Annotated in this window: 8 protein-coding genes and 1 pseudogene; 4 read left to right on the top strand and 5 right to left on the bottom strand. The window is 65.1% G+C overall.

Annotated elements, in window-relative coordinates:
• The first annotated feature begins 233 nt into the window (after window positions 1-233).
• Window positions 234-1,373 carry a hypothetical protein gene (locus ABZ374_RS44110; RefSeq protein WP_360323461.1) on the top strand — a complete coding sequence of 380 codons (1,140 nt, stop codon included), beginning with the start codon at window positions 234-236 and terminating at the stop codon, window positions 1,371-1,373.
• 383 nt (window positions 1,374-1,756) lie between these two features.
• On the opposite strand, the gene ABZ374_RS44115 is transcribed toward ABZ374_RS44110, so the two are convergent.
• Entirely contained in the window at window positions 1,757-6,115 is a 4,359-nt protein-coding gene (locus ABZ374_RS44115; RefSeq protein ID WP_360323463.1) for an AAA family ATPase, read from the bottom strand.
• A gap of 143 nt (window positions 6,116-6,258) precedes the next feature.
• Between ABZ374_RS44115 and ABZ374_RS44120 the strand changes: the two genes are divergently transcribed.
• Complete coding sequence (locus ABZ374_RS44120; RefSeq protein WP_360323465.1) at window positions 6,259-7,140, top strand: hypothetical protein; 882 nt, start codon at window positions 6,259-6,261, stop codon at window positions 7,138-7,140.
• Window positions 7,141-7,355: 215 nt separating this feature from the next.
• Here ABZ374_RS44120 and ABZ374_RS44125 read toward each other — a convergent pair whose 3' ends face one another.
• Window positions 7,356-7,550, bottom strand: coding sequence for a restriction endonuclease (locus ABZ374_RS44125; protein ID WP_360323467.1), 195 nt, complete (start codon window positions 7,548-7,550; stop codon window positions 7,356-7,358).
• 128 nt (window positions 7,551-7,678) lie between these two features.
• Complete coding sequence (locus ABZ374_RS44130) at window positions 7,679-7,969, bottom strand: hypothetical protein (RefSeq protein WP_360323469.1); 291 nt, start codon at window positions 7,967-7,969, stop codon at window positions 7,679-7,681.
• Between the two features lie 238 nt (window positions 7,970-8,207).
• On the opposite strand from ABZ374_RS44130, the gene ABZ374_RS44135 reads away from it, so the two are divergent.
• Together ABZ374_RS44135 and ABZ374_RS44140 are read left to right on the top strand one after the other, a co-directional pair.
• Complete coding sequence (locus ABZ374_RS44135; protein ID WP_360323471.1) at window positions 8,208-10,073, top strand: AAA family ATPase; 1,866 nt, start codon at window positions 8,208-8,210, stop codon at window positions 10,071-10,073.
• Between the two features lie 337 nt (window positions 10,074-10,410).
• A protein-coding gene (locus ABZ374_RS44140) for an IS3 family transposase (RefSeq protein WP_360323473.1) occupies window positions 10,411-11,603 on the top strand; the annotation gives its coding sequence in 2 pieces (ribosomal slippage) (window positions 10,411-10,675 and window positions 10,675-11,603; 1,194 coding nt in all).
• Between the two features lie 17 nt (window positions 11,604-11,620).
• Here ABZ374_RS44140 and ABZ374_RS44145 read toward each other — a convergent pair.
• Together ABZ374_RS44145 and ABZ374_RS44150 are read right to left on the bottom strand one after the other, a co-directional pair.
• Window positions 11,621-12,778, bottom strand: a pseudogene (locus ABZ374_RS44145) (IS110 family transposase).
• Window positions 12,779-13,149: 371 nt separating this feature from the next.
• Window positions 13,150-13,629 carry a tyrosine-type recombinase/integrase gene (locus ABZ374_RS44150; protein WP_360323500.1) on the bottom strand — a complete coding sequence of 160 codons (480 nt, stop codon included), beginning with the start codon at window positions 13,627-13,629 and terminating at the stop codon, window positions 13,150-13,152.
• Window positions 13,630-14,445: the final 816 nt, after the last annotated feature.

A 14,445-nucleotide genomic window follows, 5' to 3' on the forward strand; every position in this document is an offset into this window, starting at 1 on the left:
TCCCACTCCGCATCCGTCAGATCACCCCGCCCCATTCCCGGACCAACGACTCGACCGCGAGATAGTCACATGATCGACCGGACGTGTCCTAGTCGATGGCTCGTTGCCCACTGTGCGCCCAGTACTCGTTCCCCGGTTCGGCGCGTGGTTGTCCGTGCTGTCGCCCGACCGCACGGAGGGATCCACGCCACGTTGACGATGCCGATGTCGTGGACGAGTCTTAACCTATCCGCGTGAACCTTCAGGCGCAGATCGAACTCATCACCGTGCCGCAGGAATTCACTCGCCTGTGCAACGCGGTCCTACGCGCCGAGAACGGGGCGGACTTCCTGCCGATCGACGATGATCGCTCCGACCGAGGGAATGACGGCTACCTCAAATCGGAGCAGCGGATGTTTGCCATCCACTGTTTCAAGCGACCGCAGAAGCGTCTCATCGACGCCGAGATCCAGACGAAGATGCTCGGCGACCTTCGCAAAGCCATCGCACTCGCCCAAAGCGGCGACTGGGCAATCCGAGCCTGGACGTTCCTCTCCAACTACCCTATCCCCGAGCGGCTCGGTGCCCAAGCCGTGCAGATGGGCCGATCGGGCGGTATCGACGTCAGTTGGCGAGGCCCCGACTATCTCGCCGAAGTCCTGCAGCGGCATCGCCCCGCTCGCGAACTGTTCCCAAGCCTGCTCACGAACGATGTTCTGGATCGACTCGACCGCATCAACAGCCGGATCGATGGTCACGCTCGTCCGCAGGAGAGTCTCGGCGTATTCCACGCAGTCCCGACGACCGAAGCCGAAACGCAAGTCCTGATCGCGCAGGCACCGGCCGGTTGGGAGTATCTCCTGTTTGCCGGTGCCCTCGTTCAGGGCAAGCTTCGCCTCGAGCCGAAGTGGCGCGACTACGTACTCGGATATGCGCGCCCGAACGGATGCCATGTCCAAGAACTCGACGTCGAACACGACCTCCGAGGTCGGTTGACGGAGCTGATGCACGTCTCACAAAACATCATGCTCATCCTTGCCCGCGAAGCGCAGGAGCGAGCATTCGGTGCCCCCGGGGTCGCAGGCGATCCGGACGCCATCATCCACTTGGCCGAGCGGCTCGTCTCGTGTTACGAGTCGTTGCTCGATTGGGCCGCCGAGATTCGCGGTGCCGTATACCCCGATGCCATGAAGCACGCAGCACACCTGGCCGCCTCCGTCGTGCGCCAACCAGCGGAGGATATACGCACGTCCTTCGACCAGATGGCAACGATGATGGGCGAGGTGCCGGACGCGCTCGCAACCGGTCGGCAAGTGGAACTGGCGCTCTGCCTCACGCTAACCGTGGACGACGGTGTCATCGCTGACTTCAATCGACAGTTCCGCCGGGGATGAGGCCGACGGCGCCTTCGGTAAGCGTGCCGCGTTTGGGGATGGAGAGAGGTTCGCTATTCATCGCGGAGATGCTCGCTCAGCGCAGGAGGGCTGTCCACCACTTTACGATCTTGGCGGATGTGGTGATCGTCCCGGTCGGGCTGTGACACGAGAAGGGTCGTATGGACGCCGCGATACCTACGCCGAGACGCAACTCGCGATCGCCTCGCTCGTCTTTGACCGTTCTTCGTAGCGGGTTACCCATCGCAGGCTGAGCAGCCAACTCGTCCTCGTCCGCAACACCGCTCGCTGACCACCCGCGAGCCGAGCTGCCAGGCTGGCACGCCCGAAGCTCAGTTTCGCCCAAGGCTGTAAGTAACTGAAGTATTACTGAAAGTGGTTACTCAGGGAAGTGAGATGTTGACGCAGAGGGCCGCGAAGCCTGCGGGCCCGCCGACTCCGATGAGGAGAGTGTCGTCGTCGCGCAGCGTAGTGATGGCTTCGATAGGTGCGGCGGTGACAAGTGTGTGGAGGAGTTCCGCAGTGGTTGGATCCCATAGACGGACAGCGTGACCGCTTCCGCTGGCCAGAAGGCTGCGTGCCGCGGACAACGGGATGGGCTCCAGAACCTTCGTCCAAGGTGCGGCGATGGTGGCCCGGACTGTCCAAGTAGCTGTATCCCACGTTTGGATTCGTTCTCGGGTGGCCGCGGCCAGAAGCGTCGTGTCGCCTTCGCGCACCACAGCCAATGTTCTGGTGTCGGATTGCCCGCGTATGCGAAGCTCCGTAACTGCTTGCTGCGCGGTGAGGTTCCAGATCAGTACACCGCCGCGGGTACCGAGCGCAATCCACCGGGTTGCTTCGTCGGGAGCTGGTACGGCTATCACGGCGCGAGGGGATGCGGCGCGTTGGATCGGTACGAAGACCTTCTCCTCGTGCAGGATGCCGGTGAGGTACACGCCGCCAGGGTGCGCGGTGACGACGGTGGCGGAGCCGGGCGGCCAGTCGATGACGCAACTGGCCGGAGTTCTGCTCGGCAGCTGGAACGCGCTGCGTTCCTCCTGTTGTGGCGACACAGGTTGTACCCGGCTGTCCTTCAGGGGATCCCAGACTTCTAGTCCGTGAGGTGTGTGAACGGCCAAGAGCCCCTGCGACAAGGCCTGCAGAGCGCGGACGGGTCCGGTGGGCAGGTAACGCGATGGGGGGTTGTTCCCATCGGCGATCTCGACTCCCGTGGTGGTGCCAATGGCCCACAGATCGCGAGCCGAGCCGTTGTCGACGGGGGCATGGAGGGCCGCCAATGCTGTGACGGGGCGGGGCTTTGAGTCGTCCAGGTCGGTGAGCGTGACCGGGGTGGGATACCAAAGGCGTAGCCCGGCTTCGCCCGCAGTTGCCACCCGCCACTGACCCTGGTCGCTGGACAGGGCCGTCAATGCTGTGATCGGCCCTACCGTGGCGGTGGCTGCCAGCTGCCACGTGACCTCGTGCCATTGCCATACTTCTACAGACCCCCTTCGCTCCATGGCGATCGCCACGCGGTCGTCGTGACTAGGGATCTGCACGAGGTGCGCTGCCGGGCCCGCACCCACGTAGACCTTCTGGCCAGTTTCGGGATCCCAGGTAAGGACGTGCTCGGAGGTCGCGGCGAGCACCAGGTCCCCGTGGCCTGGACGGCGTACGCCCATCAGCTTGCGCAGTCCTCTCCCGGAGAAGGGCAGGCGTACACGGATGTTGCCGCGCAGGTCACTTAGGGTCAGGTGGCCGAAGGTCTGAGTGGCGAACAGAGGTTGTCGTCCTTCGCTGTGGATGACAGCTTGCCTCCCCGTACCCCACAGATACGGGTTCTCCTCGTCGGGGGTGAGGGATACGAATTCGATCCGATCCTCTTCGGGGCTCCAGATTGCCGGAGACCGGCCGCGCAGGTATAGCTTCCACCGTTGATCACCGTCGGCAAGCACCTGCACCCCGGTCGCCTTAGGCTCCCGGGTACGGGCGATCTGCAGACCAGACAGCGGGTCCCAGATGGCCACGCCCTGTGATCCAGCTGTGGCGAGGAAGGGTCGTCCGCTATTGCTGCGGATCGGGCACATGCCTTGGACGAAGCCAGCTGGGAGATCCGTCAGATGCTGGCCGGAGGAGGCGTCCCAGATGTGCGCCCCGGTTTTGGTGCCGGCGGCGAGAAGGGTACGCCCCGGAGGTACCTCCACGGCTGTGAGCGCATGCACATGCTCTCCGAGCGAGGCCAGCACATTGGTGGCGGACTCCCACCATCCCCACTGCGGGGTCAGGGCAGCGGGGATGGCTCCGGTGCCAGCCTGGTCTTCGCTTGTTAGCGCGGCGTGATGCAAGGCGATGCTGCTTCTTCGCGACGCGGCGTCGGTGTCCTCAGTGAGGTACGGCTCGATCAGCGCGGCTGCCGTCACGGTCAGCAGGTGTGCGTGCGCCGGCTCCTGCAGCAAGGGCAGGCCCAGTTGCTCGCGCAGGGTGAGGGAGGTTTCTTGGGCAAGTAGTTGAAGCGGGACGTGATCATCGTCCAGTACACGACCTGCAGCCGCGTGGGCGACGAGGTGCCGACGGATGTAGGGATGAGGCGTAGATGGGGGGTCTGAGGGCACAAGCGCGGCTAGTGCATCGGTGATACGCGCTTGCTCCTTGTCCACGGACAGCGAAGGTTGTTCACCGCGCGCAGCGGGCGATGCGTCCACAAGCCAGGAAGGCTGCTGTACCAGGACTTCAGCGACCTGCTGGTGCACCGGCCGGTAGGTGGTGCGCCCGTCTTCCTCGCTTGTGGTGAGGTAGCCGGTCAGCCGCGTTGTCTGCACGGTGCGGATCACGGCCGCGTATGTGTCCACGCCCACGGGATCAGTGGCCGGAGCCTCCAGCGCCTGCGCGACGGCCGGCCAGACCTCGGACCAGGGCAGACCCGAACCGGCTCCGAAGGCGGTGGCCCGAAGTACCCTCACCAAAATGCCTACGGGCACGCCGTGGTGGCCGGCCACCTCGTGCACATCTTCATGCAGCAGCGCGACCGTGCCCTGATTGAGGCGCTCCTGCCACGAGACTGCAGTCAGATCCTGCATCTGATCGGCCGTGCGTAGTTGGTCTGCTGCCAGACGCGCATCCAAGAACGAGGGTGCCACTACGCGAGCGATCTCGCGTGCCGTCGTGCGGGCGCGCTCGTCTTCCCCTATGTACGGGCTGGTCTCGCCGGCGTTGAGCAAGGCCTCGACATAGACGGAGATGTCCTCCTGACAGGTGGGTTCATCGGTGCGCTGCACTTGAACCGGTACGTGCTGGTGGTCGTCGGCCAGAGCTTTGATCAGGACATGCAGTAGGGCGTTGGCGTGGTCAATGCGCAGACCCGGCAGGGTCCCGAAGGCGTCGGGACGAGAACTGCGCACGCCCAGCACCATGCGCACCAGCGGCTGGTAGCCCTTCCTTCGCAGGCGTGCCATGGGCAGGATGACATCGTTGAGGCAGGCGAGAGTCTGCTCGGCCTCATCCAGCCCGTCGATGACGATGGTCGGCACCGTGCCTTGTTGCGCGCGTGCGGTGAGGTGCTCCAGCAGCAGCTGAAGTGGTGCCATCCCGGCGGGAACCGCCCCGATACCCAGGGCCCGCAAGAGATCCCCGATCAGGCCCAGTGAGGTCTTGTTTCGGGCGAGCACCGCAGCATCCACTGATCCGACCGGCGGTCGCTCTTCCTCCGGCACTGCTGCCGCCACCCGGTACAGATCCGGCTGGGAGAGGAACACCGCGTCGGTGAGCGTGACCAGGCGGGCCAGCAGGGCAGACTTTCCTGAGCCGGCTGCCCCCGTTACCACCATGACGCCAGTGCCGTTGGTCACAAACGCAGCCACCTTGCGCATGACCTCGTGGCGTCCGCTGAAGTACCAGCCCGCATCCTGTTCGTGAGTGCGTCCTGAGGCGCGATCGTGCCAGTAGCCGGCGAACAGGCCCGCGGCATCGGGAAGCTCACGGACCGAAGCTCCCAGTTTCTGCGGGGCCTGATACCGCGGGTTGGGCAGGCACAGACTTGGTTCCTGCGACAGTTTCTGCGGCCACACCCATTGCGCCTCGACCAGTCCACGGTCCTGTCTGCTGACCGAGTCGAGGACCTGCTGCCACTCACTGAACGACAGATACGGTTCAGCGAACCCTGACTCCTCTGCACCGATCGTGTCCAGAGCGCGGTTGAGGAGTTCGGTGAAGGACCCGACCAGGGGCTGCTCGTCGAAGTCGCCCGCTGCGACGACCGCGAGCGAGGCCAACTTGCGGCGGACTCCCAGATCCCGCATCACAAGGGGAACCTCGTTGGCCAGTGCCCCGGCGAAGCAGGAGTCGACCAGAACCAGGACGTGCTCGGCCGAACTACCCAGGGCGGCGCTGATGACCTCGCTGGTTGTCAGCGCCGTTCCCGGCAGTCGGGCGTCATCGGTGCGCGCGAAGCGCAGATAGTGTCGGCCGGAGGACGAGCCTCGTTGGCCGTGGCCGGTGATGTAGACGACGATCGCCTCGTCCCGCTTGGCAGCGGCAAGATCCTGACCGTCCAGGAACTGGCGGACCTGCTGCACCGAGTGCAGAGTCTGCGGCGATACCTTGGGCTCGAACACCCGGTCAACGCCGAGTTCCGGATCGGCCAGCCAGCCCGTGACGACCGCTACCTGGTCGGCGATTCCCTTCGCGAAGTCGGTATCGCCATCCCCGTAATCGTTCACCGCGATCACGATCAGCCGTCGCACCCGGCATGACGACACACTCATAGCGTTCCCTGCCCTGATTGCACCGGTCAAGGGTCGCACTTTACCGACGCACGGTCCCAATTTTCACGCGGTTACGAGGCGCGAAGCCCGCTAGCATCCGTGAAGTGCCGCCGCCGTGGCGGTATCCGGAGGGGAGGTGCGTAGTGACCGATCTGCATGTGGTGGGTGTGCACGGCGTTCGGCAGCGAGACACGAACGCTATCAAGCTGGCCGATGACTGGAACCAGGCACTGGCCAGGGGTATCGCCGTGCACGCCGGTTCGCACGCCGTTGTGCCCGTGGTGACGGCGCCGTACTACGGCGACGTCTTTCGTCGCGGCCGCCTCAAGCTTGGTGAAGACGAGGTCTCCGATTTCGCCACGACCGACGAAGAGGAACTCGCTTATATATTGGGGGCTTTGGAGGTGCACAGTCCACCTGTCCCGGGACAACAGCTGTCAGCTGGCACCTTGGGAATGCCACCGCGAATGAATCCCCGTCTCGTCCGGGCGATCGCCCGGGTTGACAGGCGTTGCGGCAACGGAGCGGGCAGGTTGGTCTTTAGCCGCATCAGCGAGATGTACGGGTACTTCAAGGACAAGGACAAGGCGGAACAGATCCGCACCCGCGTCCGTGAGGCGGTTGAGCAGACCGGCACCCCACTGATCATCGCCCACTCACTGGGCAGCGTCGTTGTCTATGACATGTTTCAGCGTGGTCAGATCCCTGCGCCCGCCGCGGGTACCGGCGTGACCCAACTCATCACTTGCGGTTCACCGTTGGCCTGGATGCCCGTCCAACGCAAACTCGGGCTCACCGCAACAGCAGGCTTGCGCTTGCCCATGGGGGTTGCCTGGTTGAACGTCTACGACCCTCGCGACCCCGTTACCGCTGGAGTCGGCCTTGTCGCCCTGGCTCCCGAACTGATCGACGCCCCGGTCGACAACCGGAATGATCCCCATGCCGCAGACAGATATCTCGAACAGAAGGCCGTGGCACTTGGCGTCCAGGCTGCTCTGGAGGTGTCCGCGCCGCCGGAACTCTGAGGGAGCGACAGCCCATCGAGAGCTGCCCGAGGTGGTCGTGCAGCGTCTTTTGGTGACGTGATGTTGTCCGGCTCAGCGTTGGGATGGGTGATGGGGCATACCCGGGTCTTGGACGTCGATGCCGAGGTGTTGGCGGAGTAGGTTTCGGAGCTGTCGCCGTCGAAGAATTCTGTGCGGCCGTGTTCGCGAGTGAACTGCCAACTGCCGTCGTCGAATCAGGATGCTGTCACGAAGATCGCCTTGCTCGCGTGATGGTCTTGGCCCAGTACACCGGCGAGGGCCAGGACGGCGTCGGGCTGGATGCACTTGGCGTAGTGCTTGGCTTGGACGATGCAGTAGCCGCCAGAAGAGGGCCTGTGTGACCAGGACCGTGCCGACGCCTTGATCGCCCGGACCGCCGGGTGTTCCACGTGCTGATGCCGCGCATCTCGAACACCTGCCGGGCCAAGTGCTCGAAATCGTCAGGATCCAGTGGCGTCACCGGGATCGTCGGCCGCGCAAAGGTGGTGCACTGCGGATTTATCGATTCGGCTGAGCCTTACCCCGAGACTATGCCGAACAGCTTTGCGTCCGCGAGGTGTTCCCTACGGCTTGGGGCAGGTGGCTGTGCTGAGTCAGCGGTGGTGCGCGCGTAGTGGGGCATGGGGTCGGGGCGGAACGCGGTTTGTATTGCCGGGCGTTGGCAGACCTGGTCGACGTCGGCGCAGGTGGTCAGGCCGTTGCCCATCGGGACCTGCCCTGCCTCGAACACCCGGCGGCCCTTGTCGAAGTGATGGTGGTCGGTGATCAGGGCTCGGCGGACCAGGGCGCGATCGTTGGTGACGAACACGGTTCTACGCGCGAGGCGGATCCGTACCGCCGGGGCGCCGCTCTCGCGCTCGATAGGGTCGAAACCGAACGGACTTGCGCGTGGCTCGCTGCAACGTCCCGCCGGTGTGCTCGTATCTCTCGGAACTCGGGCCTCACGAGACGCTAGAGTTTTCTCAACCCATGGTCGAAGAGTGCGTTTCAACCGGCGTACCACGACCACGCACCAGTCAGTCGTGCCGTGAAGGCAAGGGAGCATTGTGCAACTCGTCAGGCTCAGCGTTACCAACTTCCGTTCGCTGGCCGACGTTTCGGGCGTCCCGATCCACAAGCAAACCATTCTCACCGGCCACAACGACTGCGGGAAGACAGCCACGCTCGACGCGCTGGCGTTCCTTTTGGGTGAGCGAAACATCGAGGACAGCGATGTCTCCCGGTTCGCCGTTGGTGGGCAGGAGAGGTCTGCGCTGCCTGCGATCGGTGGCGACGAGGAACCGCGAACGGTCACCGTGGAGGCGAAGTTCGAGCTCTCGGCCTCGGAGGCGGACCTGCTGCTGACTGCCTCTCCGGCCAGGGTGCGTCGTCGCTACGTGGAGGGCGACGGTACCTACTTCGAATGGCAGTCCAAGGTGCCGGAGCGACAGGAGTTGAGGAATCTGTCGGCGCTGAAGCTTCCTGAACTACGCGCTCTTGCCGCCGACGTCGGCTTGAAACTGCGCGACGGCCAGGCCAACATCAAGGCGAGCTGGTGCGAACTGCTGGAGGAGTACTCCGCCACCGCTCCCCAGGTTGTGGACTGGGTCCAGGCACCCGCCCAACTCAAGGATGTCTTGCCGCAGTTGCTGTACTTCAAGGGAGACTCGGCCGAGTCGCCCGACGCTGTGGTTCGCGGCATCCTGGCTGCGAAGCTGCGCGAGTACACCCTTCGTGAGGAGACTCGACAGAAGATCACCGACTTGGAAGCCGAGTTCTCGGAGCGGCTCAAGGAGGATGCTGCCCTGCTTCGCAAGCTGGTCGAGGACCGCTGCGCTCTCGACGAGTTCAAGCTCGAACCGCAGATCCAGTTCAAGCCAACCATCAGTCGTGTCTCCCTGGCTGCTTCCGCCGGCGGGCAGCATCCGGTGCCGTTGGCGGCTGCCGGAGCGGGCAGGTCTCGGCGTATCACCTTGGCGCTGTGGGAGGCCAGCCAGCAGTTGCTGTCCGAGGGCGCCGAGGGGGACGCCGCCGGCGGCGTGATCATCGTCTACGACGAGCCCGACACTCATCTCGATTACGATCACCAGCGCCGGATCATGGAGATGATCAAGGTGTCGGCGTCCACATCCAATTCGACAGTGATCGTCGCCACCCATTCGCTCAACTTGATCGATGGCGTTGACATTCAGGACATCGTGCACCTGAACAGCAGGGATGGCCGGGCCTTCGTCCAGTCGCTCGGTAACAGCGATACAGACGAGCAAACCCGTCGATTCCTGTCGAACATGGCGGCTTCGTTGGGCTTTCGCAACAGCGTTCTGCTGCACGAGAGGTGCTTCGTCGCAGTGGAAGGTGCGACCGAGTACGCAGCCCTGCCCATCCTGTTCAAGCTCGCGTTCGGCTATCCCATGCAGTCCGCCGGTATCGCCCTGTGGGCGTGTGGAGGCAACGATGGCGCGCTCAACTTCGCCAAGTTCCTCAAGGAACACAAGCGCACCGTCGTGTTCATGGTCGACGGGGACTCCCCGCGCGACAAGCAAAAGGAGTTCAGCTACGACCGGCTGCTGCGATACGGCTTCACTCAAGAGGACTGTCTGTTCATCGGGGACCCGAACGAACTTGAGGACGTGTTCGGGGACGATCAGTGGGTCGACACCATGAACGAGCAATGGCCCCGAATGGACGAGAGGCAATGGACGCCTCAGGATGTCCGAGCACTTCGTGGCGAGGGCAAGTTCAGCAAGAAGCTGCATGGTCTACTACACGAGCATGCCTCCCAGGCCCCGCGTTCGAAGGAGGACATGGTTGTTGTGCTTGCCCAACGCTTGCGTGCACCGTCGGAGGTCCCGGAATCCCTGGTGAAGGTCTTCAAAGATGCCATTCGGACCGCCAGTGCTGCAGGGCCGCACTACTGGGACGACGACGAGTGAGCCGACCTGCGTGAGCGGCGCGCCTGCATTCTGCTGAGTCGCTGTGCGCGAGTAGGTGCCTCCCAGTCGTGGATGCCGGCCGAGGGGACCCAGCGCCGTCCGTGGTTGCTGCTCTCTTCGCCGCACCACCGGCAGCCCGACGGCGCCGGTGGGTCCGTATGCCGAACACGCACGAACAACGCACGCATCTTGAGACCTCCGCTCGTTTCCGTCGCTTTGGTACCCAAAGAATCCCATGTAGCACCGACAATCGGCAGACCGAGGTCTGAGCCGCTCTGAGATTTGTGGAGTCCTTGAAGCCGGGTTATGGTGCCCGGCGTAAGGAGCACCACGAACCATGCCAGCACCACGCAAATACCCCGATGAGCTCCGCGAGCGTGCGGTCCGCGAGGTCCGCACGTCCGGGCGTCCGGTTGCGCACGTCGCCCGGGACCTGGGCGTCCACAAGGAGGCCCTACGGAACTGGGTCCGCCAGGCCGAGGCCGACGCAGGTGAACGCGACGACCGGCTGACCACCGGCGAGACCGAGGAACTGAAGCAACTCCGCAGGGAGGTCGCGGAGTTGCGTCGGGCGAACGACATCCTCAAGGCCGCGTCCGTGTTTTTTGCCCAGGAGATCGACCGTCCCCGGACGAGGCCGAGCAGGTGATCGACCACCTGCGTGACAGGGGTCTCGGGGTCGATCCCGTATGCCGGGTGCTGGAACTATCGCCGTCGACGTACTTCGCGCGCAAGAAGCGCCCCAAGTCCGCCCGCCGGTTGCGCGACGAGCAGCTCATGCGGCTGATCGGGCAGGCGCACGCCGACTCCGGCGGCACCTACGGCGCCCGACGGATCACCCGTGCGCTGGCCCGCAATGGCCACCCGGTGGCCCGCTGCACGGTCGAGCGGTTGATGCGCGAACTCGGCATCGAGGGCGTCATCCGCGGGCGGCGCCGCCGCACCACCACCTCCGAGCCGGCCGCGCCGCGCCCGCCGGACCTGGTCGACCGGCGGTTCACCGCCGACCGGCCGGACCGGCTGTGGGTCGCCGACCTGACATATGTGCGGACGTGGTCCGGGTGGGCGTATGTCGCGTTCGTCCTCGACGTGTACTCGCGGATGATCGTCGGCCGGCAGATCGCGGACCACCTGCGGACCGAACTCCCTTTGGATGCACTCGAGATGGCGTTGTGGCGCCGCCGGATCAAGAAGGACTCGGGGCTCATTCATCACAGCGACAGGGGTACGCAACACGTGTCCATTCGCTACACCGAGCGACTGGCGGACGTCGGCGCCGCCGCATCCGTGGGCTCCGTGGCCGATTCATACGACAACGCGATCGCCGAGGCGCTGAACGGAACGTTCAAGGCCGAACTCATCGAAATGCAGGGCCCCTGGCGGGACTTCGCCCAACTCGAACGCGCCGTCGTGCAGTGGGTCGGCTGGTACAACGACGAACGCCTGCACTCGGCGCTCGACCACACGCCACCAGTCGAGTACGAGCAGCAACACCAGGCCACACGATCGCCAGCCACGCAGACCGCCTGAACAACCGAAGAACGACTCTACAAAACTCGGGTCAGCTCATAGGGCTCGCGGTCGTGGAGGATGGCCCAAAGGACGTCGACGCGTCGGCGGGCCAAGGCGAGGACGGCCTGGGTGTGGCGTTTGCCTTCGGCGCGTTTGCGGTCGTAGCACCTTCTCGACGCCGGGCAGGACAACACGCTGATTCGGGCGGACTGGAAGAACACCTTCTGCAGGCCCCGGTTGTACTTGCGTGGTCGATGGCGCACACCCGACGTCTGGCCGCTGTTGTGCGGCACGGGGGCGAGGCCCGCGTACGCGGCCAGGTTTCCCGCGGTGGCGAACCGGGTGAGGTCGCCACCGGTGGCGGCAACGAACTGGGCGCCCAGGATGTCGCCGATCCCGGGCATGCTCGTGATCAGGCCCGCGTCGGAATGATCGTGGAATCGCGCGGCAATCCGCTGCTCGACCTCACGGACGCGACCATGCGAGTTCGGCGATCAGTTTCGCCCTGAGGCATTCGCCCGGTACCACCGCGCGCCAGCCACGGGACGCGGTGAGCGCGCGTTCCGCCAACCCGCTCGCGCGGGGAACGTCTCGCCGACGCAGCCACTCCGTCAACCGGCGATCCCCCATCCGTCGCAGAGCCGCCGGAGTCGAGAACGTGCCGAGCAGGATCAGCGGCCCTTGCAGGCGGACGTCGAGTGCCCGGTCGAGAGCGGGCGCGATCGCACTCAGGTGGTCCCGAAGACGGTTGTAGACGCGCGTACGGTCGCACACCAGATCGGTGCGACGCGCCATCAACAACGCCAGATCCAAGGCGATCGGATCCGGAGGGGCCAGAACGCGGAGATCACGGCGCACCCTCCCCTGGTCGGCCAGGATCGCCGCGTCCCTCGCGTCCGACTTGCCCTCTCCCGGATAACCGCCCGCCGCACTGCGCATGAATCGACCCGGGAGTACACGAGCCGCTGGCCCCGGTCGTGGAGCAACGTGCGCAGAAGGCTCGCCGGGCCGTCCGCCAGATCCACGACCCATACGGAATCGACGTCCGGCCCGGTGACGTCGGCGATCAACACCCGCAAGTCCTCCTCGTCGTTCACCACCCGACGCGAGAACAGGACATCACCGCCGGCGCCCACCCCGACACAGTGATGATGCCCCTTGCCGACATCCACTCCCAACCACACCTCGCGCACTCCGGATCTCCAATCCTCGCCCGGAGGGGGCCTACGGCGGGAGCCGTCCGCAATTCGTCAAAGGCGAGCCGTTCCGCAACACCGAATTGGCGATCAGGGCGTCCCGCCGAGCGCTTCGGACGGTCCTATCGCGCAGAGCCATCACCACGGCAGGTGCGTGCCGGCCATACCCGAAGCACAGCCTCCCACCCGCACGCTACGAATCGCCCACGACCACGTCACCACTTCGGCGGCACGATCACCCGAACCGGCGAAGACCGCCCGGGCGCGCTCCCCCACCGCAAGGCGATACGCCCCGAGAGAACCCCGGGGCGTATCCTCAAAACCTCGAACCTGCGCACATATTCGCGTGCGTGCGCGGGGGACCAGGTTCACCACTGCGGCGGCGAAGAGTTCCTCGGCCTCCTCGAACACCGAGACGTAGACTCGGTGACGCTGATGGAGGAGTGTCCGAGCAACTCCTGGATGTCGCGGATGCTCGCGCCTGCCGCGTGCGCCAGGGTTGCGGCGAGGTGCCGCAGATCGTGCAGTCGGGTGGGGGCAGGTCTGCCTCCACCGTCAGTTCGCGGAAACGATCGCTGACGGTGGAGGGGTGCAGCAACGCGCCGTTCTCCTGGGTGAAGACCCTTCCGGTTTCCACCCAGGCGTCGCCCCAGGCTTCCCGATCCCGCTCCTGCCGGCTCCGCCGTGCTTCGAGGACGGCGGCAACGTTGTCGTCGAATCTGACGGTTCGCTCGCCGGCCTCGGTCTTGGGGTCGTCCTCGTAGACCTCCCAACCGTCGACCACCAACTGCTTGGCGACGGTCAGCCTGCGGCCCCGGATATTCGTGTCGACCCAGCGCTGACCGCATCCCTCGCCGCGACGCAATCCACGGAACCCGAGCACGTAGAACAGCTCGTACAGCAGGTCGCCCTCGGCATGGTCGAGGAAGATCCCGAACTGGGCGGGCGTCCAGACCATGACCGGAGAGGGCTTCTCGCCGGTTCTTCGCCAATGCGCGAGGCGTTCGTCGGTCCAAACGAGCGCCTTCGCGCGCTTGGCGGGATCGATCTTGACGAATGCGGCGGGGTTGAAGGTGATGAGCTGTTCGGTGATCGCGGCGTTCAGCGCCGCGCGGAGTGTGGCCCGGATGCGTTGACGAGTGAGGGCGTTCGTCGTCTTGCGGAACGGCGCCATTTCCGCGATGGACGTTTTGAGAACCTTGCGCCGTGCCCGGTTGTCCTGCCCCTTCCACGGGATCGTCGCCAACTCGTCCATCGCCGCACGCCGGAGGGCGTTCGAGTCGATGATCTCCTCGTTCGCCTCGGTGATGTTGGTGAACATCTCCGACAGGTGACTCACCCGCAACTGCGTCAACGGTAGATGTCCGATTCGGGGCTTCAGATGAACCCGAATGTTGATCTCGTCACGGGTGATCGCGGAAGGTCGCCCCTTCTTCCCCGCGAGCCAGGTGTCGAGCCACGCTCCCGTCGTGGTTTCGTCGGTGAGCTTCAGACCCACCTTGAGGCGTTGGCGGACCGTGACCAGGTCCGGGATCGGGGATTTGGTGGCGCCGACCTGTTCGAGGAAGTCTCCGATCGCACGTCGCCCGGAGAGATCCGTGGGCTTCGCCAGGGCCAGGATGGCGCGCACGCTGTCGAGGTCGGCTTGCGCCTCCTTCGCGGTG

It is taken from the genome of Embleya sp. NPDC005971 (genome assembly GCF_040629175.1).
Lineage (GTDB): Bacteria > Actinomycetota > Actinomycetes > Streptomycetales > Streptomycetaceae > Embleya.

Bases quoted from the DNA above. Each gene is read 5' to 3' on its own strand.
- ABZ374_RS44115 (WP_360323463.1), bottom strand. From the start codon at position 6,115: ATGAGTGTGTCGTCATGCCGGGTGCGACGGCTGATCGTGATCGCGGTG.
- ABZ374_RS44150 (WP_360323500.1), bottom strand. From the start codon at position 13,629: ATGCGGTCAGCGCTGGGTCGACACGAATATCCGGGGCCGCAGGCTGAC.